The following is an 18,881-nucleotide window of genomic DNA, read 5'->3' on the forward strand; positions in this document are numbered from 1 at the left end:
GCATCATCCCGTGACCTCCAGCACCATGGAGACCTGGTCGGCCAGGGTGATCGTCGTGCCGGGCTCGATCGTCTGCTGGTCGCCCGGGCGGACCCGCACCGGGCTGGAGCCGGGCAGCGCCACGGTGGTGCCGTTGGTCGAGCCGAGGTCGCGGACCAGCACGTGCCAGCCGTCGAGGATGATCTCGGCGTGGTTCCGGGAGATCTCGTTGTCCGGGCTGGCCACCCGCACCAGGTGCGGCGGCAGGCCGGTGATCTCGTCGGCGGCCTTGGGGGCTCGGCCCAGCAGCACCCCGCGGTCGAGCTCGACGACGTCGCCGGTGGACAGGCGCAGCAGGCCCAGGGCCGGCCGGGGCGTCTGCTCCGGCTCCTGCTCGGGCAGCTCCTGCTGGCAGACCCGGCAGCGGGTGGCGTGCGGCGCGCTGAGGTGCCCGGACGGGCAGCGGACGGCGAGCACCACGGGGGCCTCGGCCGGCGCAGATGGCTGGTCGGGTGCCGCACCGGGCTGGTCCGGCGTCGCACCCGGCTGGTCGGGGGCCGGAGCCGGATCCCCGAAGGTGGGCAGACCCGTCCCGCGGCCGTGGCCCGGGTGAGGCCCGGGGGCGGGATGTCCTCCAGCCTCGCCGGCTGCCGGTGCGGGCTGCCCAGGCTCGTCCTGGCCGCCCGGGGCCGCGGGCTCCGGTGCCGGCGCGCCCTGGCCCCATGGCACGGCGGCGATGAGACCGTCCGCCGGCGCACCGGGCTCCGCCGGGCGCTCGGCCGGGGGGCTGGCCGGGGCGCCGACTCGGGCGCCGACGAGGTGACCGTCGGCGTCAAAGGCCGGGGAGGTGCCGGACTGGCTCGACGGCACGGGCTCGGCGGACACCGCGTCGCCCGGCACGGGGGCGGCGGGCGCCGGGGCGGACATCCCGGCGTCGGACGGGGCCGGCTCGTGCGGGGCCGGCTGCTCGGGCTCGCCGCCAGCACTGGGCATCGGCGGCAGCCCGGCCGGCTCAGCGGCGGGCTCGCTCGGCGACCCGCTGGGCGCCGCCGGCTCCTCGGCGAGCGCGTCCTCCTCCGAGGGCGGGGCGAGCGTCGCGTTCGAGCTGGGCTCGGGCGCCTGGAAGCCGCCGGCCGAGGCCACCGGTCCGGAGTCGATCTCCGGCTCCTCGGGCTGCAGCGAGCTGCGGTGGTGGCTGGTGTTGCCGAAGAGGAAGTCGAAGCTGGGCAGCTCGTCGTCCTCCTCGTCGGCCTGGTCCGGGGTGCCCGGGTCGGCGGCGGTCTCGTCCGGACCGGAGCCGGTCGTGGCAGCCGGGTCGGCAGGGCCAGGGTCGGCGCTGGGCGCCGCCACCTCGGGGGAGGCGACCTCGGGGGATGCGGTGCCGTCCGGGGTCGGGGCGTCGGGGGCGGGCTCAGGCGCCGGGGCCACGCTCGAGCCGCGGCGCTCCCCCTCGTCCGGCACGACCGTCAGGGCCGGCCGGGCCCCGCCGAAGACCGAGGGCATCGCCCAGCCCGAGGCGGCCGGGGCCGGCTCGGACGGCGTGGGCTCGGACGGCGTGGGCTCGGACGGCGTGGGCTCGGCGGACTCCATGTCGGACGGCGCAGCGTCGGACATGGGCGCGTCGGTGGGTACAGGGTCGCCGGACTCCGTGTCGGCGGGCTCGTCCCCGGTCGGGGTCTCCCCTTCCGCCTCGCCCGGCTCGTCCCGGTCAGCCAGCCGCACCGACGCCTCGGCGGGCAGGTCCTCGTCGCTCCACGGTGCCCGCGCCGGGGCGAGCACCTCGCGCTCGACGCCGTCGGCGCCGGTCACCACGGCCATCGCCCGGCCGCGGACGAGCACCCGGGCACCGGCCCGGTCGACGAGGGCGAAGTCGGGTGCGCGGCGGACCCCGGCGGAGGTCAGCTCGTCGACGACCACGTCGGCCGGGTCCTCACCGGGCTGCGCGGCGAGCGCACCCTGCACCCGCTCGCGCAGGGCGTCGTCGCCGCGGACCAGCAGCAGCAGGTCGCCGGCCGCGACCTCGACCCATCCCGGGCCCGGCTCGCTCGTCTGCATGCTCACTTCTCCTCGACGTCTCGTGGGGCGGTGCGCTCGTCAGCCTCGCGCGGGCTGGTGACCGTGTCCTCGGGCGGCTCGCCCTCGAGGTTGACCACGACGACGGTGACGTTGTCCCGGCCCCCGGCGACGACGGCCTCGCGCACCAGCTGCTCGGCGGCCTGCTGCGCGTCGGGGTGCTCCTGCAGCAGCTCGCGCAGGTCGCGGTCGTCGAGCTCGTTGGTCAGCCCGTCGGAGCAGATGACGAAACGCTCCCCGGGGTAGGGCGGGATCACCCACACGTCGGGCTGGTGCTGCGCGTCGGTGCCCAGCGAGCGGGTGACGACGTTGCGCAGCGGGTGGGTGCGGGCCTCGTCCGGGGTGATCACCCCGGCCGAGATCATCTCCTGCACCTCGGAGTGGTCGACGGTGACCTGGCTCAGCGTGCCGTCCAGCCAGCGGTAGACCCGGGAGTCGCCGACGTTGAAGACCGCCCAGTGGTCGGTGCCGCCGACGCTGACCAGGGCCACCCCGGTGACGGTGGTGCCCATGCCCCGGCGCTCCGGCTGCTCGTGGACCGCGCCGAGGATCCGCCGGTTGGCGGCGTCCAGCTGCTGCTCGAGGTCCTCGACGCTCAGCGGGGCGCGACCGGCGATCTCGCGCAGGGTGTCAACGGCGATGCCGCTGGCCACCTCCCCGGCGGCGTGCCCGCCCATGCCGTCGGCGACGGCGAAGACCACCCCTTCGGCGATCGCCGCGTCCTCGTTGTGCTCACGGACCCGGCCGACGTCGGTGGCCGCGCCCACCTTCAGGCGGGGCGCGGGCGTCCGGGCGTCGGGCAGCGCGGGATCGTCCGTCACGGCGTGGCTGCTCACGTGCTCACGCGGACGGTCTGCAGGATCTGCTGCACCTCGGCGTAGCCGGCCTCGGCCCCGGCGCCGCCGACCGAGCCGGTGGCCTGGACCAGGTCGACGACCCGGCCGCGCCGCGAGCCGGCGAAGAGGTGGATCTGGACGATGGTGCCGATCTCCGGGTCGTTCCAGGAGACGTTGACGCCGACGAAGGGGACCTCGCCGAGCTCGATCTCGAAGGGGTCGTCCAGCGAGCCCTCCGGCTGCCGGTCGACGAAGTCCTTGAGCTCGGCGACGGCCGAGCGCATGGTGAAGTCCGAGGTCCGCTGGAAGCCGCGGACGACGACGTTCGGCGCGAAGCTGTCGTCGCTCTCGATCTTCCGGCAGGCCAGCAGGGTGCCGCCGACCCGCACCGGTCCCCAGGTGTCCGGGGCGTCGAGCGTCACGCTCGGCGGCCCCGGGAAGGTGTCGCTGGGGTAGCTGAGCTCAGGCATGTCTCGGTGTCCTCCCTCGTGTCCGCGCCCATCATGGCTGATCGGGGCCTCGCGGCGCAGCCGCCCGCCCGTCCGGGTACCGCCGGCTACCACGCAGGAAGTGCTGTGATCGCAGCACTTACTGCGTGGTAGCGCGGTGGATGGGTCAGGTGCGCACCCGGATGGAGTCGATGACCGCGTCGACGAGCGGGAAGTCTGCCTCGCGCCGGTCACCGCTCCACGAGCCGGTGACCTGGATGACGTCCATGACGTCGTTCTGCGCGGCGGCGGTGAACCAGTGCGCCTGGCCGACCTCACCGACCGGCTGCTCGGTGTAGGTCAGCTCGGCGCCGACCCACTGCCGCCCGTCGATGGTCTGGTCGCGCAGCGCGCCCAGGCTGCCGTCGGTGTGCGAGGCGGCGTACTGGCCGAGCTCGGCCTCGACCTGCTCCGGGCCGAAGGGGGCCAGCCGCTGGTAGAAGCGGACGACGACGTTGGCCCGGAAGTGGCCGTCGGCGGTGTCCCGCACGGCGATGAGGGTGTCCGGGGCCCAGACCTGCTCCCACCCCTCCGGGATCTGCAGGGCCAGCCGGGGCGGGCCGGGGACGACGGGACTGGGGTAGCTGACGGTGCTCATGCTGCTCTCCTGCGGTGCTCGTGCCGGTGGTGGTGGGGGCCGGGTGATGGTGGATGGACACCGGACCCCGGGTGGTGGGCGGGCGTGGGACGCTCAGCCGAATCAGCGCGCGGTCTTGGCTGCTCAGTCCCAGAAGGTGAGGTCGTCGGCGATCTCCTTCGGGCTGAAGGAGAGGTCGACGTTCACCTCGGCGCCGACACCGAGGGTGAGACCGATGTCGCCGCTGAAGCCGACCTTGTCCATGCTGATCTCGCCCTCGACGTTGGCCTCAGCACCGATGCCGTAGGACACCGAGCCGCCCACCCCGACGGTGCCGTAGTCGCCGACGTCCTGGCTGACCGCGCCCTCGACCTTGCCGCCGGCGAAGACCTCGCCACCGGCGGCCACCTGGGCCCCGTCCGGGCCGATGCTGGCGCTGCCCTCGACGGAGGCCTGGGCGCCGACGTAGCCCTCGACGTTGGCCGAGGTGCCGTAGTCGTTGCCCCAGTGGGCCTCGCCCTTGCCGACGTAGGCGCCGGCCTGGGCGCCGCCCTCGGCGTAGGCCCCCTGGTCGAGGCTGACCCCCGCGGAGCCCTCGGCGCTGGCGTCGGCCGAGAGCACCGAGCCGGAGGCGCCGGTCTGCTCATCACCGACCGAGCCCTTGGCGACCGCTGCATCGGCCTCCACCTTGTCGCCCACCTCGACGAAGGGCTCGGTGCGCACGGCGTCGTTGACGTCGGAGATCGTGTCGCCGACCTTGCTGTCGAAGTCCTTCTCGTGCGAGAACTCCTTGCCCCACTCCTTGCGGCCCCCGCCCTCGCCGTACCGCTCACCACCCTCGGAGTGCTCCGAGTAGCCGGTCGGGTCGGCGGCGTTGGTCCACTTGCCGTCCTTGTCCTCGACCCAGGTCTTGCCGGTGAGCGGGTCGTAGTGGTGCTTGTTCCCGTCCTCGTCGGTGTTGGTACGCACACCCGGCGCGTCCTGGCCACGGCCGGTGATGGAGTACTCACCTTCGAACTCATACTCGTCGGTCTCCTTCGAGACCTCCAAGGGCGTCTGCCGCCCGCGACCGCCCGGCCCACCCGGCGCGCCGGGCCCGGGCGGGGCGGTCGGCACCCCGCTGCCCTGGCTGTGCCCGCCGCCGGTGGCGTCGCTGGCCTGGTCCTGCTGGTCGGCCTGCCGACCGAGGTCCTCGGCGGCGGTCATCAGCCGCTCGGCGGCCTGCGCCAGCCGGGTGACGGCGTCGTCCTCCCAGCTGTCGAGCAGGGTGGTGGCGTCCTCGCCCTCCCAGGAGCCACGCAGCACGCGAGCGCTGGCGGTCCCCTTGCCCTGCACGTCGCTGATCCGTCGGCTCCCGGTCCGCAGCTGCCCGGCGATCTCGCGCACCCTGGCGCTGTCCATCCCCTGCTGCACGGTCATGTCGGCTCCCGTCTCGTGGCGTTCGGGACCACGCTAGGGCCGCGGCGGCGATCCGCCCATGGGGAGAACTCCCCGCCGGCTCACCAGGTGACGCGCACCGACTCCAGCGCCTGGCCGACCACGGCCTGGTCCTGCTCCAGCTCGGCAGCCCCGAAGGAGCCGACCACCTGCAGCAGGTCGACGACCTCGCCACGCTGCCGCAGCAGGAAGAGGTGGATCTGCGCGACGGTGCCTGCCTCGGGCTCGACGAAGGCGACGTCGGTGCCCACCCACTCCTGGCCGTCGATGGTCTTGGTGCGCAGCGGGCGCACCTCGCCCTCGTCCTTGCCGGCCACGAAGGCCTGCAGGTCGGCGTAGGCACGGTCCCCGTCGTAGGGGGCCGGCACCACCCGGTGGGTCACGGCGACGTTCGGCAGGAACCGGCCGGAGCCGTCGTCCGCCTTCCGGACCGCGATCAGGGTCTCCGGCGCCCACACCTGCTGCCAGTCCTCCGGCAGGTCCATGGTCAGGCGCGGCGGCCGGGGCACGATCTCGCTGGGGTACTCCACCGTGGTGCTCACGGCCCCGACCCTAGGCGCTGGACCGCCCCGCCCACCACCGGCGCAGCCGCTCCGCGGCGACCTCCGGGCCGAGCACCCCTTCGTCCAGGCGCAGCTCGAGCAGGAAGCGGTAGGCCTCGCCGAGCTCCGGGCCGGGCGGGATGCCGAGGATCTCGCCGATGTGGTTGCCGTCGAGCTCGGGCCGGACCCGGTCCAGCTCCTCCTGCTCGGCCAGCCGGTCGATCCGCTCCTCGAGGTCGTCGTAGGCCCGGCGCAGCCGGTCGGCCTTGCGCCGGTTCCGGGTGGTGCAGTCGGCCCGGGTGAGCCGGTGCAGCCGCTGCAGCAGGTCGCCGGCGTCGGTGACGTAGCGGCGCACCGCCGAGTCGGTCCACTGCCCGTCGCCGTACCCGTGGAAGCGCAGGTGCAGCTCGACCAGCCGGGCCACCGCCTTCGTCGTGTCCTTGTCGAAGCGCAGCGCCCGCATCCGCTTCGCGGTGAGCTTGGCCCCGACGACGTCGTGATGGTGGAAGGAGACCCCGCCGCCGTCCTCGAAGCGGCGGGTGGCCGGCTTGCCGATGTCGTGCAGCAGGGCCGCCAGGCGCAGCACGAGGTCCGGTCCGGGCACCGGGCCGTCGGCGCCCGACTCGAGGTCGATGGCCTGCTGCAGCACGGTGAGGGAGTGCTCGTAGACGTCCTTGTGCCGGTGGTGCTCGTCGATCTCCAGGCGCAGCGCGGGCAGCTCGGGCAGCACCTGATCGGCCAGCCCGGTGTCCACGAGCAGCCGCAGCCCGGCGACCGGGTCCGGCGCGAGCAGCAGCTTGACCAGCTCGTCGCGGACCCGCTCGGCGGAGACGATCTCCAGGCTGGGCGCGGCGGCGGTCATCGCGGTGACGACGTCGGGCGCCGGGGTCAGCCCGAGCTGGGCGACGAAGCGGGCGGCCCGCAGCATCCGCAGCGGGTCGTCGGCGAAGGAGACCTCGGGCGTCGAGGGGGTGCGCAACCGGCCCGCGGCCAGGTCGAGCATCCCGCCGTGCGGGTCGACCAGCTCCAGGTGCGGCAGGCGCAGCGCCATCGCGTTGACCGTGAAGTCGCGCCGGACGAGGTCGCCGGCGAGGTCGTCGCCGAAGGCGACCACCGGCTTGCGGGTGGTCCGGTCGTACTCGTCGGCGCGGTAGGTGGTCACCTCGACGACGGTCTCGCCGCGCCGGGCGCCGATGGTGCCGAAGTCGCGGCCCATGTCCCAGGTGGCGCTGCCCCAGCGCTCCAGCAGCGGCTCGATCTGCTCCGGGCGGGCGCTGGTCGTCAGGTCCAGATCGAGGCTGTCCCGGCCGAGGAAGGCGTCCCGCACGGGTCCCCCGACGAGGGCCAGCTCGTGACCGTCGGCGGCGAACCGCTCGCCGAGGTCGCGCAGCAGCGGCAGCACCGGCTCGAGGCGGGCGAGCGCGTCGGCGACCACCTGGGCGGTGGCCTCCGGAGGGAGCTCGGCGTCACTGGTCACGGGTCACCGGGTGCGAAGGGGGCGGGCAGGCACGGGCCACCAGCGTAGGTCAGGGCGGGGACGGCTCAGGACGTGCGCTCGCGGATCGCCCGGAACTCGTTGCTGCCCCCGGAGTCCTCCACCCACCGTCCGTCGGCACAGGTGTAGTCCGCGGAGTAGCTGCTCAGCGACATCGAGTCCGGTTCGCCGCCCCGGGTGATGTCTACGTCGTCCCGTTCGACGCTCCAGCGGACCCGCCCGTCGTCGGTGCTGATCCGGTACTCGGCGACCCCGTCGAGGACCAGGTCCGCTCCCTCGGTCTCCACCTGGTCGTACTCGACCCGGACCGTGCCGTCGTCGGACACCGTCGTCGTCGGGTTCATACCGGTGATCACCGCACCGGTGTAGTCCACCTGCCGGTTGCTCACCGCCTCCCAGGTGCCGACGAGGCAGGGGTCGACCTCTCCGCCTGCGGTGCTGCCGTCGCTGCTCGAGCCGCTGCCGGAGTCGGAGCTCGGGTCCGTGCTGCTGGGATCGGTGCTGCTCGGGTCGGTGCTCTGACCCCGGCCACCGTCGGTGGTCAGCTCGTCGTCCGGGTCGTCGGTGAGGACCATCGCCGCCGCGACGCCCCCGCCGAGCAGCAGCGCAGCGGCCGCCACCGCCGCGACGACGACCCCGGCAGAGCGGCGTCGCGCGGGCGGATCGGTCGGACCCGTCGTGGCCGAGCCCGACCCCGGGCCGGGCGGCTCCGGCGGAGGAGGTCCGTGCGGCGCCCGCGGCGCCGGTGGGCCGGGGTCCGCCGGCATGGCACCCGACCCGCCGGAGGCCTCGCTCGGGGCGAGACGGGCCGCGGGCGGAGGAACGGCCGACGAGCCGGACGAGGACCCGCCCGCAGACCCGGCCGAGGCATCGGACCGGGACGAGGTCCGGGGCGCCGACGCGCGCGTGGTGACCGGTGACGAGGCGCGGTCCCGCCACCCTTCGTCGTCGTCGACCACGAGCTCGGTGCGCGGCAGCCGCAGCTCCTGCTCCACCCGCTGCAGGTCCAGCCCGAGGGCCAGGGCGCTGCCGGGACGACGGGCCGGGTTCTTGGCCATGCCCGCCTGCAGGAGGCGCTCCAACGACTCCGGCACGTCCTCCCGGTCGGTGCGCCGCGGCCGGTCGCCGAGGGTGCGCCGGACGAGCGCGTCCCCCGAGTTGTCCCCGTCCACCTGCTCGAAGGGGGTTCGGCCGCTGAGCAGGAAGGCGATGGTCGCGCTCAGCGAGTACACGTCCGCGGCGACCGACCCGTTGCTGCTGCCGCGCAGCACCTCTGGCGGGCTCCAGGCCACCGACACGCCGACGTCGTCGTGGTCGTCCACCTCGGCCGCCCGGCCGGCGATCCCGAAGTCGGCCAGCGCCGGCGCCCCGTAGGAGGAGACGAGCACGTTGGCCGGCTTGATGTCGCGGTGCAGCACCCCGGCCCGGTGCGCGGTCTCCACCGCCGAGGCCAGCTGCACCCCGGTGCGCAGCGCCTCGCTCACCGGCAGGGCACGCTGCCGGGCACGCACCGAGAGGTTCGGCCGGGGGTAGTAGCTCATCACCAGGTAGGGGCGGCCGTCGTCGGCGACGTCGGCGCGCAGCACCGTGACGATGTAGGGGTGCTCGGCCAGCTCGGCCATGGTGTTCGCCTCGGCGACCAGCTGCTCGCGCAGGTCGGTGGCCGCCGAGTGCAGCACCTTGACCGCCACCAGCATCCGCGGCAGCTCCTGGCGGTAGAGATGGACGTCGGCGAAGCCCCCGGACCCCAGGCGCTGGACGTAGGCCAGCCCCGGGATCTGCGGAGGCTCGGTCGGCGACATCGTCGCCGAGCCTAGTCGCCGCGGGGCGCCCGCCCCCAGCTCCCGCCTGCCCCAGCGGTCCCAGATGCCGCTCCGGCCCGGCTGGCTATGGTGAGGGCATGACCTCGCCCGCCCCCGCCTCCAGGTCGCCGCGGCGCCTGCCCGCGGTGGAGGAGCGCAGCGCCGGCGGCGTCGTCGTCGACGTGCACGAGGGCGAGGCCCGGATCGCCGTCATCGCCCGGCGCAACCGGGCCGGACGGCTGGAGTGGTGCCTGCCCAAGGGGCACATCGAGGGCGAGGAGACCCTCGTGGAGACGGCCGCCCGCGAGGTCGCCGAGGAGACCGGGATCGAGGCCCGGGTGCTCATCGAGCTGGGCACCATCGACTACTGGTTCGCCACCCCGGACCGGCGGATCCACAAGTTCGTGCACCACTACCTGCTCGAGGCGATCGGCGGCTACCTGACCATCGACAACGACCCGGACCACGAGGCGGTCGACGTGGCCTGGCTCTCGCTGCGCGAGGCGCACCGCCACCTCACCTTCCCCAACGAACGACGGATCGCGAGGGAGGCGTGGCAGCGGCTCGCCGGCGAGGGCTGATCCGCGGGGCGGGCGCCCTGCTCGCCCTGTTGCTGACCACCCTGCTGCTGCCCCCGGCCGCGCTCGCCCGACCCGGCGGGGCCGGCGACGTGGCCGACCTGCGCGTGGTGCTCACCGACATCACCCCGGTCGTCACCAGCGACGACGGCACCGCCCGGATCACCGCCGAGGTCAGCAACACCGGCACCACCACGGTCGACGATGCGAGCATCAGCGTCGTCACCGGGCCGAGCGGGGTCTCGGCCACCGACTGGAGCGAGTCCGACGACCCGGTGCAGGGCAGCGCCCTGGACACCGCCGAGCCCGCCGCCCTGGGCCCGGGCGAGCAGACCACGGTACGCCTCGAGGTCGACGCCGCCGACCTGCTGCCCGGTCGCTCCTGGGGAGCGGCGCCGGTGAGCGTGCAGGTGGACCAGGCGCCCCGTGCGGTGCGCACCTTCCTCGGCGTCCACCGGGCCAAGGAGTACGAGCCGCTGCGCATGCTGTGGGGGGTCCCGGTGACCCTGCCGCACGACCGGCGGGTGGTCGGCGCCCCCGGAGCGGACCGCGAGGCAGGCTGGGAGAACGCGGTCGGCGAGGGCTCCCGGGTGGCCGAGCTGACCGATGAGAGCCCCGAGGACGGCGAGGTGTGGTTCCTCGACCCGACCGTGCTCGGCAGCGTGCCCGAGGGTCCGGCGCAGCCGGACTCCTTCGCCGGGGAGCGGGAGATCCGCGACGCCCGGGCTGAGGTCGTCCGGGAGAACCTGGACCCGGACGCGACCGTCGTGCTGCCGGACGCGGACGCCGACATCGCCGCGGCGGCCGCCTCCGAGGAGTCGGCCGCGCTGGTCGACCCGCAGGTGACCTCCGGGCAGGAGCTCGCCGACGAGCTCGGCGCCACCGGCGACCTGGCCTGGCCGGCGGACGGGATCGTCTCCCAGGACCGGGTCGCCGCCTACACGGACATGTACGGCCGGCAGCCGACCGTGGTGGTCCCCAGCACCTCCCTCCCTCAGGACGGCAGCCGCTCCAGCCCACGTCGCTCGGGGTCCGGGGCGCCGCTGCTCGTCGCCGACGCCACCCTCTCGGACACCGTGGGTGGGCTGACCGGCACGCAGGACGCGGTGCTGGCCCGCCAGCGGGTCGTCGCCGAGACCGCGGAGATCCTCGCCCAGATGCCCGGCACCGGACGCAGCGTGCTGGTGCTGCCGGGCCGGGACAGCGAGCCCGACCCGCAGGCCTACGCGCAGGTGCGCGACGGCGCCACCGACATCCCCTGGCTGGAGAGCGCCACCCTCGAGGAGGTGCGCGCCGAGACCGCGGACGCGCCGGTGGTCGACCTGCCCGACACCGTCGCGGAGGCCGCCGACCTGCTGGCCGACGCCGACCCGCCGGCCGACCCCATCCTCAACGACTCCCGGGCCACCCGGCTCACCCGCGACCGGGAGGCGCTGCGCACCTACGCCTCGGTGCGCTCCGACGGCGCGGTGTGGGCCGAGGTGATGGGCTCCGCCTTCGGCCAGCTCGCCTCCGCCCGGTGGCGCGGCCACCTCTGGTCGTGGGGCCAGGCCGAAGGGGAGCTGCGGGAGGAGGCGACGCTGACCACGAACGACCTCACCGTCTCCTCCGGCGACGTGAACTTCTTCGCCGACTCCGGACGGCTGCAGATCACCGTGGAGAACCACACCGACGTCGAGCTGCGCAACCTCCAGGTCACCCTCGAGCCGGGGCGCCCGGCGCTGCGGATCGAGCAGCAGCCCGAGCCGGTGACCGTCGGCCCCGGCTCCCGGCAGACCGTCACCGTCGAGGCGAGCGCCCTGGCCGCCGGCAACGTGCCGATCGAGATCCAGGTGGCCTCGCCCGACGGCGAGGTGCTCACCGCACCGGCCCAGCTCGACGCGCGGGTGCGGCCCACCGGTGACTGGATCTACTGGGTGCTCGGCGGCGCGGCCACGCTGCTCGTCGTCGCCGGGGTGTGGCGTACCGTGCGCAGGCGCGGCGACCGACCGGTGGCCACCAGCGGCCCGGAGGGACAGCACGGATGAGCGAGTCACGCACCCTGGCCCGCTCCGGCGCCGTGATGGCCGCCGGCACCCTGGCCTCCCGGGTGCTCGGGCTGGCCCGCAACGGCCTCACCGGGATGGTCGTCGGGGTCACGCTCATCGCCGCGGACGCCTGGAACGCGGCCAACACGCTGCCGAACATCTTCCACCTGCTGCTGGCCGGCGGAGTGCTCAACGCCGTCATCGTCCCGCAGATCACCAAGGCGATGCGGCACGAGGACGGCGGGGTCGAGTACGTCAACCGGCTGCTGACCCTGGCGATGACCATCATGGGCGTCACCACCCTGGTGCTCACCCTGGCCGCGCCGCTGCTCGTCGACCTCGTCGTCGCCAGCAGCTGGGACGCCGAGTCCCGGACCCTGGCCACCGCCTTCGCCGTGATCTGCCTCCCGCAGGTCTTCTTCTACGGCCTCTACACGCTGCTGGGGCAGGTGCTCACCGCCAACGAGCGGTTCGCCGCCTTCATGTGGGCCCCGGCCCTGGCCAACGTCGTCGCCATCGCCGGGCTCGGCTGGTTCCTCGTCACCGACGCCCCGCTGCAGGCCGGCGTCGAGCAGTGGACGCCGACGATGATCGGGGTGCTCGCCGGCTCGGCCACCATCTCCATCGCGGTGCAGGCCTTCGCCCTGGTCCCGCCGTTGCGCGCGATCGGCTTCCGCTACCGCCCGGTGTGGGGCATCCGCGGCAGCGGCCTGGGCGCCGCCTCGCGGATGGCATTGTGGGCCTTCTCCGCGGTGGCGATCAGCCAGCTGGCCTACTTCCTCACCACCCGGGTGCTCACCGGAGCCTCCTACGAGGCCCAGCAGGCCGGCGACCAGGCGGCCGGGATCTTCGCCTACAGCAACGCCTTCCTGCTCTTCATGCTGCCGCACAGCCTGATCACGGTGAGCCTGGTGACCGCGCTCTTCACCCGGCTCTCGAACGCGGTGCACGACCGGGACGTGCCCCGGGTGACCGCCGACCTGCGGCGCGGCCTGCGCCTGCCCGCGGTGGTCCTCGTCCCCGGGACCACCGCGATGATCGTGCTCGCGCCGCACCTGCTGCAGGTGATCCTGCCCGGCAACGACCGCAGCTCGACCGACGCCGTGGTCGGGGTGCTCGTGGCGATGGCCGTCGGCCTGCTGCCCTACAGCTGGTTCTACCTCGTGCAGCGCGCCTACTACGCGCACGAGGACGGGCGCACCCCCTTCTACCTGCAGCTGGTGGTCACCGTCATCGCGGTGAGCTTCACCCTCTTCGCCGCCACCCGGGCGCCGGCCGACTCGGCCACCTGGGTGGGGGTCGGGCAGACGCTGAGCAACCTCGTCGCCGCGGTGCTCGGCTTCACCCTGCTGCGCCGCTCGCTCGGGCCGCTGGGGCTGTCCTCGGTGGTGCAGCAGTACGTGCGGCTCGGGGTGGCCACGCTGATCGCCACCGTCCTCGCCTGGGGCCTGGTCCGGCTGCTGGACGCGGTGCTGCCCCCGGGCTGGTGGTCGGCGGTGGTGATCTGCACCCTGGGCGGCGGGCTGCTGCTCGCGGTGACCCTGGCCCTGGCCGCGCGGATGCGGGTCAGCGAGGTCACCGAGCTGCTCGCCCCGGTGCTGCGCCGCCTCGGACGCGCCTGAGCCGGACGCGCCCGTCCCACGTACCGGACCGGGTCGCCCGGTGGACCTAGGATGGCGCGGCAAGCACCCCGCGACGAAAGGGTCATCCGTGCCTGGTGCGTCCTCCGTGAGCCCCGGGAGCGAGCTCGGCCGCTACACCCTCGGGCAGCGTCTCGAGACCCGCCCCGGCGGCGAGCGCTGGTCCGCCCACGACACGATCCTCGACCGCGACGTCAGCCTGCTGGTCATGCCGGCCGGCGACGTCTCCACCGAGGCGGCGGTCGACGCCGCCCGCCGCGCCGCCGGGATCGAGGCGCCGCAGCTGGTCCGCATCCTCGACGTCGGCCAGGAGGGGGACCTCGCCTTCGTCGCCGAGGACCGTCTCGGCGACGCCCGCACCCTGACCGAGCTCGTCGGCGAGCACGGGCTGCCGGCCGAGGAGGTCCGCCGGATCGTCGGCGAGGTCGCCACCGGGGTCGAGGCGGCCCGGACCCGCGGGCTGCACCACCTGGCCCTCGGCCCCGGCTCGGTGCTGCTCACCGAGGACGGCCGGGTCAAGGTGCGCGGCATGGCCACCGCCGCGGCGCTCGACGGCGTCGAGACCGAGGGCGAGGAGGCCAGCCGGGAGGACGCCACGGCGATCGTCGCGCTGGCCTACGCCGGGCTCACCGGGACCTGGCCGCTGCCCGGCCAGGACAGCGGTCTGCCTCCCGCCGAGCGCAGCGGCAGCGGGCTGCGTCCCCCGTCGGCCGTGGCCGTCGGCGTGCCCGGCGACCTCGACACCATCTGCCGGGAGACCCTCGCCGAGGGCTCCGGCCCGGACTCCCCCGGCGACCTGGCCGCACAGATCGCGCCGTGGTCCCGGATCCCGCTCAGCGGCGACGCCGTGGCCACCACCGGCGACCAGGTCGCCAGCACCCCGCTGGGTGACCAGGGCGACGCGGAGGCCACCGCGGCCCTGCCCACGAGCACCCCCGACGAGGACGAGCCCACCCGGGTGGTGGACACCGACGCCACCCGACCGATCGCCGCCGGCGCCGCGGCCTGGATCGGCCGCCGGGCCAACCGCCTCAAGGAGCGCCGCGCCGGGGTGACCCCGCGCACCGAGCCGGGCACGGACGAGGCGGCCCGCACGGACGAGGCCAGCAGCACCGACGACGGTGCCGCCGCCAGCACCGGGAGCACGTCCGGGACGGGCCCGGCTCGTGGCGCCGGGAGCACCACGGGCGCTGCTGCGGGAGCCGCTGCTGCAGGAGCCGGGGCCGCGGGCGCCGGTGCCGCCGCGGCCACCGCCGGCTCCGGCCGGGCACGGCCCGGGGAGCGTGACGAGGACACCACCGTCCTGGAGCCGCTGGACCGCGACGACCAGGACCGGGGCGCCGACCAGGCCGGGGCCGACGACGAGGGCCGCTCGGAGCACCGCGGGGCGAAGGTGGCCGCCGCGGGCGCCGGGGCCGTCGGCGCCGCCGCCAGCGGGGCCGGTGCCGTGGGCAGCCGGCTCGGCCACGCCGCCCGCTCGGCCGGCGAGCGCTCCCGGGACGCCGTCGCCGACCGGCGGGCCCGCCGGGCCGCGCTGCGCGAGGACGAGGAGACCACCGAGTCGCTGCAGGCCAGCCCCAGCCGGGCCGAGCTGGACCCGCCGCTGCCGCTGCTGCCCGGCGGCAGCGGGGACCCGCCCTCGCGGGCCCAGTCGAACACCGTCTTCACCCTCATGGTCGCGCTCGTCGTCGCCGCGCTCGTCGTCGGCCTCGTCGGGGTCTCCCGGATCGGCGAGAACACCGACCTCGAGGCGATCCTCGGCAGCGACCAGACCGCTGTGGCCACGACCACCGAGGAGGGTGGCGGCGGCTCCGACGCCGAGGCCTACGGGGTGATCAACGCCGCCGGCTTCGACCCGCAGGGTGACCAGCAGGAGCACGAGGCCGAGGCGCCGCGGGTCTACGACGGCGACGACGGCACGACCTGGACCACCGAGGGCTACGAGGCGGAGAACTTCGGCGGCACCAAGGAGGGCGTCGGGGTCACCATCGACCTGGGCCAGCCGGTGAGCATCAGCGAGGTGACGATCACCCTGCCGCAGGCGAACGAGGCGACGGTCTACGCCGGGGACGCCCCGACCAACGAGGGCACCGTCATCGGCCAGTCCAACGGCCAGACCGGTGCGGTCGACCTGCGGGTGGCCGAGCCGGTGGAGGCGCAGTACGTCACCGTGTGGTTCACCTCCACCGTGCCCTCGGACGACGGCTACCACCGGGCCTACCTCTCCGAGATCGCGGTGCGCTGACCAGCCTCGGCATGAGCGACCGACCGCTGGAGCGGCTCGACGACCGCGAGCTGCTGGAGCGGCACGTCGCCGGCGACCCGGAGGCCTTCGGCGAGCTCTTCCGCCGGCACCGCGACCGGATGTGGGCGGTGGCGGTCCGGGTGTGCGGCGACCCGGAGCTGGCCGCCGACGCCGTCCAGGACGGCTTCGTCGCCGCCTTCCGCCGGGCCGGCTCCTACCGCGGGGACGCGGCGGTGACCACCTGGCTGCACCGGGTCGTCGTCAACGCCTGCCTCGACCTGCTGCGCCGGGCGCGACCGACCGTCGAGCTCACCGACCAGCAGCTGGAGCGCACGCCGGCCGGCGGCGACCCGCAGGCGGCCGTGGACGCGCGCCTGGTCGTCCACGAGGCCCTGGCCGGGCTGCCCGAGCCGCAGCGGCTGGCCCTGGTGCTCGTCGATCTGCACGGGCTGCCGGTGGCCGAGGCCGCCGCCGTGCTCGAGGTGGCCGAGGGGACGGTGAAGTCGCGCTGCGCCCGCGGGCGCCGGGAGCTGGCGGCCCGGCTCGGACCGAGCCTGGGCCGGCCCGCCGCGGGAACCTCGACGACCCCGCCCGCGTCTGACCATGGAGAGGGCCCGCACCCGGACCCTGGCACCGACGACGTGACGAAGGGGTGGGGATGAGCGAGCACCGGCCCGGCACGGGCGACGAGCCGGACCCCACCGGGGTGCGCGAGCTGCTGTCCGGGCTGCCGGACCCCGGGCCGATGCCCGACGACGTCGCGGCGCGGATCAGCGCCCGGCTGCGGGCGGAGCAGGAGCAGAGCAGCGCGCCCGGAGAGTCGGCAGGAGCCGGCGGGTCGACGGAGCGCGAGGCCGCAGGTGTCCACGCGCCGAGCACCCACCCCGGAGGCGGCGGCTCCCAGGACGACGGCTCGACCCAGGACCGCGACGGGGCGGCACTCGTCGTGCCGCTCACCGGCGGCCAGGGCACGAGCGGGTCGGGCCCCGCCCGCCGCACGAGGTCCTCGGCGCCGCGGTGGATCGGCGGTCTGGCTGCGGCCGCCGCCCTGGTCCTCGGGGGCGGGCTGGCGATCCAGCAGCTCGGCGACGGCGGGGATGCCGCGGTGAGCGGGGACGCGGCCGAGGCGCCCTCGGCCCAGGCGGCCCCGTCGACCGCGACGACGAGCGCGGCCGAGCCCGAGGCCCCGGAGGGCGCAGCCGATGAGGGGCTGTCCACGGCCACCGGGTCCTCGGCCACCGGGTCCTCGACCACCAAGGGCTCCTCCACCAGCGCGGTACCGCAGAGCACCGACCGCTACTACGTGATGAGCCACGACTTCACGACCGCGGAGCTGGAGGATGTCGCCGCCGGCCGCCGGGGAGACCTCAACCCCGATCCCACGATCTCGCCGATCGGCCCGGGCAGCATCGACTGCGCAGGGCCGATCACCGCCGCGACCGAGGGCACCGGGTGGGATCCGGGCACCTGGGTGCAGGCCAGCCTCGACGGCGAGCCGGCGCTGGTCGTGGCCGGCGGCGCGGACGAGCCCGAGGTCCGGGTGTACGACCCGGTCACGTGCGCCGAGCGGCAGCGCATCGGACCAGGCTAGGGCCGCTCCTGCGCGCGGGAATGCCTCCGTCCTACGATGACGTTGACGCCAAGGACGCCCCAGATCATGGGGTCCGACGACCATCTCGACCCGAGGACTGCTGCTCGTGACCGCCGACGCCCCCGCCACCGACGTCCGCGACGTCGTCATCATCGGCTCCGGCCCCGCCGGCTACACCGCCGCCGTCTACGCGGCCCGGGCCAACCTGCGCCCGCTGCTCATCGAGGGTTCGGTGACCGCCGGTGGCGCGCTGATGAACACCACCGACGTGGAGAACTTCCCCGGCTTCACCGACGGCATCATGGGACCGGACCTCATGCTGGCCATGCGGGCCCAGGCCGAGCGCTTCGGCGCCGAGATCATCACCGACGACGTCACCGCGGTCTCGCTCGACGGGCCGGTGAAGACCGTCACCGACAGCGAGGGCACCACCTATCTGACGCACGCGGTCATCCTGGCCATGGGCTCGGCCTACCGTGAGCTCGGGCTGCCCGACGAGAAGCGGCTCTCCGGTCACGGGGTCAGCTGGTGCGCGACCTGCGACGGCTTCTTCTTCCGCGACCAGGACATCGTCGTCGTCGGCGGCGGCGACTCGGCCGTCGAGGAGGCGACCTTCCTGACGAAGTTCGCCCGGACCGTGACCATCGTGCACCGCCGCGACGAGCTGCGGGCCAGCAAGATCATGGCCGAGCGGGCGCTGAGCAACGAGAAGATCCGTTTCGCGTGGAACAGCGAGGTGGCGCAGATCCACGGCGACGACAAGCTGAGCGGTCTCACCCTTCGCGACACGGTCACCGGCGAGACCCGGCAGATCGAGGCCACCGGCCTCTTCGTCGCCATCGGCCACGACCCGCGCAACGAGCTACTCACCGGCACCGACGACCTCACCCGGGTCCGTCTCGACGACGAGGGCTACGTGCTCGTCGAGGGGCGCTCCACCCGGACCAACCTCGACGGCGTCTTCGCCTGCGGCGACCTCGTCGACCACACCTACCGCCAGGCCATCACCGCCGCCGGGTCCGGGTGCTCCGCCGCCCTGGACGCCGAGCGCTGGCTGGCCGCCCGCGACGAGGCCGGCGCCCCGGCCGCGGACCAGGCGCTCATCGGCCAGCCCGACCCGGTCGCCGGCACCGTCGGCGCCCGCTGACCCGGCTCCGGCCGACCCACCGAACCCACGAGAACCACCGAACAGCGAGAGGAACCCTCATGGCCACCACGCAGACCAGCGACGCCACCTTCGACAAGGACGTCCTGCAGAACGACAAGCCCGTGCTCGTCGACTTCTGGGCGCCCTGGTGCGGCCCGTGCCGCGCCGTCGCCCCGGTGCTCGAGGAGCTCTCCGGCCAGTACGAGGGCAAGCTCGACATCGTCAAGCTCAACACGGACGAGAACCCGCAGATCACCGCGCGGTACGGCATCACCTCGATCCCGGCGATGTACGTCTACCAGAACGGCGAGGTCGTCAAGACCCTCACCGGCGCCATGCCGAAGCCCAAGCTGGTCAAGGAGATCGAGCCCTTCATCGGCTGACCGACCGGCAGCACGACCGACGGCCCGTCCCCACCCGGGGG

General features: G+C 74.9%; 16 protein-coding genes. 8 read left to right on the forward strand and 8 right to left on the reverse strand.

All coding sequences use genetic code 11. The features are described 5' to 3' along the window. Window positions 1–3: 3 nt before the first annotated feature. From BJY28_RS05060 to BJY28_RS16115, 8 genes are all read right to left on the reverse strand, one after another. Window positions 4–2,034 carry an FHA domain-containing protein gene (locus BJY28_RS05060; protein ID WP_179462040.1) on the reverse strand — a complete coding sequence of 677 codons (2,031 nt, stop codon included), beginning with the start codon at window positions 2,032–2,034 and terminating at the stop codon, window positions 4–6. 2 nt (window positions 2,035–2,036) lie between these two features. Beyond that, complete coding sequence (locus tag BJY28_RS05065; RefSeq protein ID WP_343036970.1) at window positions 2,037–2,873, reverse strand: PP2C family protein-serine/threonine phosphatase; 837 nt, start codon at window positions 2,871–2,873, stop codon at window positions 2,037–2,039. 11 nt (window positions 2,874–2,884) lie between these two features. Continuing rightward, window positions 2,885–3,358: a hypothetical protein gene (locus BJY28_RS05070; protein WP_179462041.1), complete on the reverse strand. Its 474-nt coding sequence runs from the start codon at window positions 3,356–3,358 to the stop codon at window positions 2,885–2,887. Window positions 3,359–3,503: 145 nt separating this feature from the next. Continuing rightward, on the reverse strand, window positions 3,504–3,974 hold the full coding sequence (locus tag BJY28_RS05075; protein ID WP_179462042.1) for a hypothetical protein: 471 nt from the start codon (window positions 3,972–3,974) through the stop codon (window positions 3,504–3,506). A 123-nt stretch (window positions 3,975–4,097) separates the two neighbouring features. Further along, a complete protein-coding gene (locus BJY28_RS05080) occupies window positions 4,098–5,372 on the reverse strand; it encodes a WXG100 family type VII secretion target (protein WP_179462043.1) in 1,275 nt (424 codons plus the stop codon). 80 nt (window positions 5,373–5,452) lie between these two features. After that, window positions 5,453–5,932: a hypothetical protein gene (locus BJY28_RS05085; RefSeq protein WP_179462044.1), complete on the reverse strand. Its 480-nt coding sequence runs from the start codon at window positions 5,930–5,932 to the stop codon at window positions 5,453–5,455. Window positions 5,933–5,942: 10 nt separating this feature from the next. Beyond that, the gene (locus tag BJY28_RS05090) at window positions 5,943–7,409 is read right to left on the reverse strand and encodes a CCA tRNA nucleotidyltransferase (protein WP_343036971.1); all 1,467 of its coding nucleotides are present in this window, start codon (window positions 7,407–7,409) and stop codon (window positions 5,943–5,945) included. A gap of 65 nt (window positions 7,410–7,474) precedes the next feature. Continuing rightward, window positions 7,475–9,229, reverse strand: a complete 1,755-nt coding sequence (locus tag BJY28_RS16115; protein ID WP_246313348.1) for a serine/threonine-protein kinase — start codon at window positions 9,227–9,229, stop codon at window positions 7,475–7,477. Window positions 9,230–9,327: 98 nt separating this feature from the next. Here BJY28_RS16115 and BJY28_RS05100 point away from each other — a divergent pair, with 98 nt between their 5' ends. The 8 genes from BJY28_RS05100 to trxA all read left to right on the forward strand — a co-directional run bounded on the left by BJY28_RS05100 (window position 9,328) and on the right by trxA (window position 18,840). After that, window positions 9,328–9,810, forward strand: coding sequence for an NUDIX hydrolase (locus tag BJY28_RS05100; protein WP_179462045.1), 483 nt, complete (start codon window positions 9,328–9,330; stop codon window positions 9,808–9,810). Beyond that, on the forward strand, window positions 9,783–11,834 hold the full coding sequence (locus tag BJY28_RS05105; RefSeq protein ID WP_179462046.1) for a DUF6049 family protein: 2,052 nt from the start codon (window positions 9,783–9,785) through the stop codon (window positions 11,832–11,834). The genes BJY28_RS05100 and BJY28_RS05105 overlap by 28 nt, the downstream gene beginning before the upstream one ends. Next, a complete protein-coding gene (murJ, locus tag BJY28_RS05110) occupies window positions 11,831–13,456 on the forward strand; it encodes a murein biosynthesis integral membrane protein MurJ (RefSeq protein WP_179462047.1) in 1,626 nt (541 codons plus the stop codon). Before BJY28_RS05105 ends, murJ begins: the two co-directional genes overlap by 4 nt. A gap of 106 nt (window positions 13,457–13,562) precedes the next feature. Beyond that, a complete protein-coding gene (locus tag BJY28_RS05115; RefSeq protein WP_179462048.1) occupies window positions 13,563–15,719 on the forward strand; it encodes a galactose-binding domain-containing protein in 2,157 nt (718 codons plus the stop codon). Window positions 15,720–15,730: 11 nt separating this feature from the next. Further along, the gene (sigM, locus tag BJY28_RS05120; RefSeq protein ID WP_179462049.1) at window positions 15,731–16,381 is read left to right on the forward strand and encodes an RNA polymerase sigma factor SigM; all 651 of its coding nucleotides are present in this window, start codon (window positions 15,731–15,733) and stop codon (window positions 16,379–16,381) included. Then, window positions 16,378–17,310: a hypothetical protein gene (locus tag BJY28_RS05125; RefSeq protein WP_179462050.1), complete on the forward strand. Its 933-nt coding sequence runs from the start codon at window positions 16,378–16,380 to the stop codon at window positions 17,308–17,310. Before sigM ends, BJY28_RS05125 begins: the two co-directional genes overlap by 4 nt. A 106-nt stretch (window positions 17,311–17,416) precedes the next feature. After that, window positions 17,417–18,457 carry a thioredoxin-disulfide reductase gene (gene trxB, locus BJY28_RS05130; protein ID WP_179462051.1) on the forward strand — a complete coding sequence of 347 codons (1,041 nt, stop codon included), beginning with the start codon at window positions 17,417–17,419 and terminating at the stop codon, window positions 18,455–18,457. A gap of 59 nt (window positions 18,458–18,516) precedes the next feature. After that, window positions 18,517–18,840 (forward strand): thioredoxin, encoded by a 324-nt coding sequence (trxA, locus tag BJY28_RS05135; protein ID WP_179462052.1) that lies wholly within the window; start codon window positions 18,517–18,519, stop codon window positions 18,838–18,840. The last annotated feature ends 41 nt before the right edge of the window (window positions 18,841–18,881 follow it).

This window comes from Janibacter alkaliphilus, assembly GCF_013408565.1.
GTDB classification, from domain to species: Bacteria; Actinomycetota; Actinomycetes; order Actinomycetales; family Dermatophilaceae; genus Janibacter; species Janibacter alkaliphilus.

What these genes read in the sequence shown, in the direction of transcription:
- BJY28_RS05060 (WP_179462040.1), bottom strand. Translation starts at nt 2,034, where the DNA reads ATGCAGACGAGCGAGCCGGGCCCGGGATGGGTCGAGGTCGCGGCCGGC.
- BJY28_RS05070 (WP_179462041.1), bottom strand. Translation starts at nt 3,358, where the DNA reads ATGCCTGAGCTCAGCTACCCCAGCGACACCTTCCCGGGGCCGCCGAGC.
- BJY28_RS05075 (WP_179462042.1), bottom strand. Translation starts at nt 3,974, where the DNA reads ATGAGCACCGTCAGCTACCCCAGTCCCGTCGTCCCCGGCCCGCCCCGG.
- BJY28_RS05080 (WP_179462043.1), bottom strand. Translation starts at nt 5,372, where the DNA reads ATGACCGTGCAGCAGGGGATGGACAGCGCCAGGGTGCGCGAGATCGCC.
- BJY28_RS16115 (WP_246313348.1), bottom strand. Translation starts at nt 9,229, where the DNA reads ATGTCGCCGACCGAGCCTCCGCAGATCCCGGGGCTGGCCTACGTCCAG.
- BJY28_RS05100 (WP_179462045.1), top strand. Translation starts at nt 9,328, where the DNA reads ATGACCTCGCCCGCCCCCGCCTCCAGGTCGCCGCGGCGCCTGCCCGCG.
- murJ (WP_179462047.1), top strand. Translation starts at nt 11,831, where the DNA reads ATGAGCGAGTCACGCACCCTGGCCCGCTCCGGCGCCGTGATGGCCGCC.
- sigM (WP_179462049.1), top strand. Translation starts at nt 15,731, where the DNA reads ATGAGCGACCGACCGCTGGAGCGGCTCGACGACCGCGAGCTGCTGGAG.
- BJY28_RS05125 (WP_179462050.1), top strand. Translation starts at nt 16,378, where the DNA reads ATGAGCGAGCACCGGCCCGGCACGGGCGACGAGCCGGACCCCACCGGG.
- trxA (WP_179462052.1), top strand. Translation starts at nt 18,517, where the DNA reads ATGGCCACCACGCAGACCAGCGACGCCACCTTCGACAAGGACGTCCTG.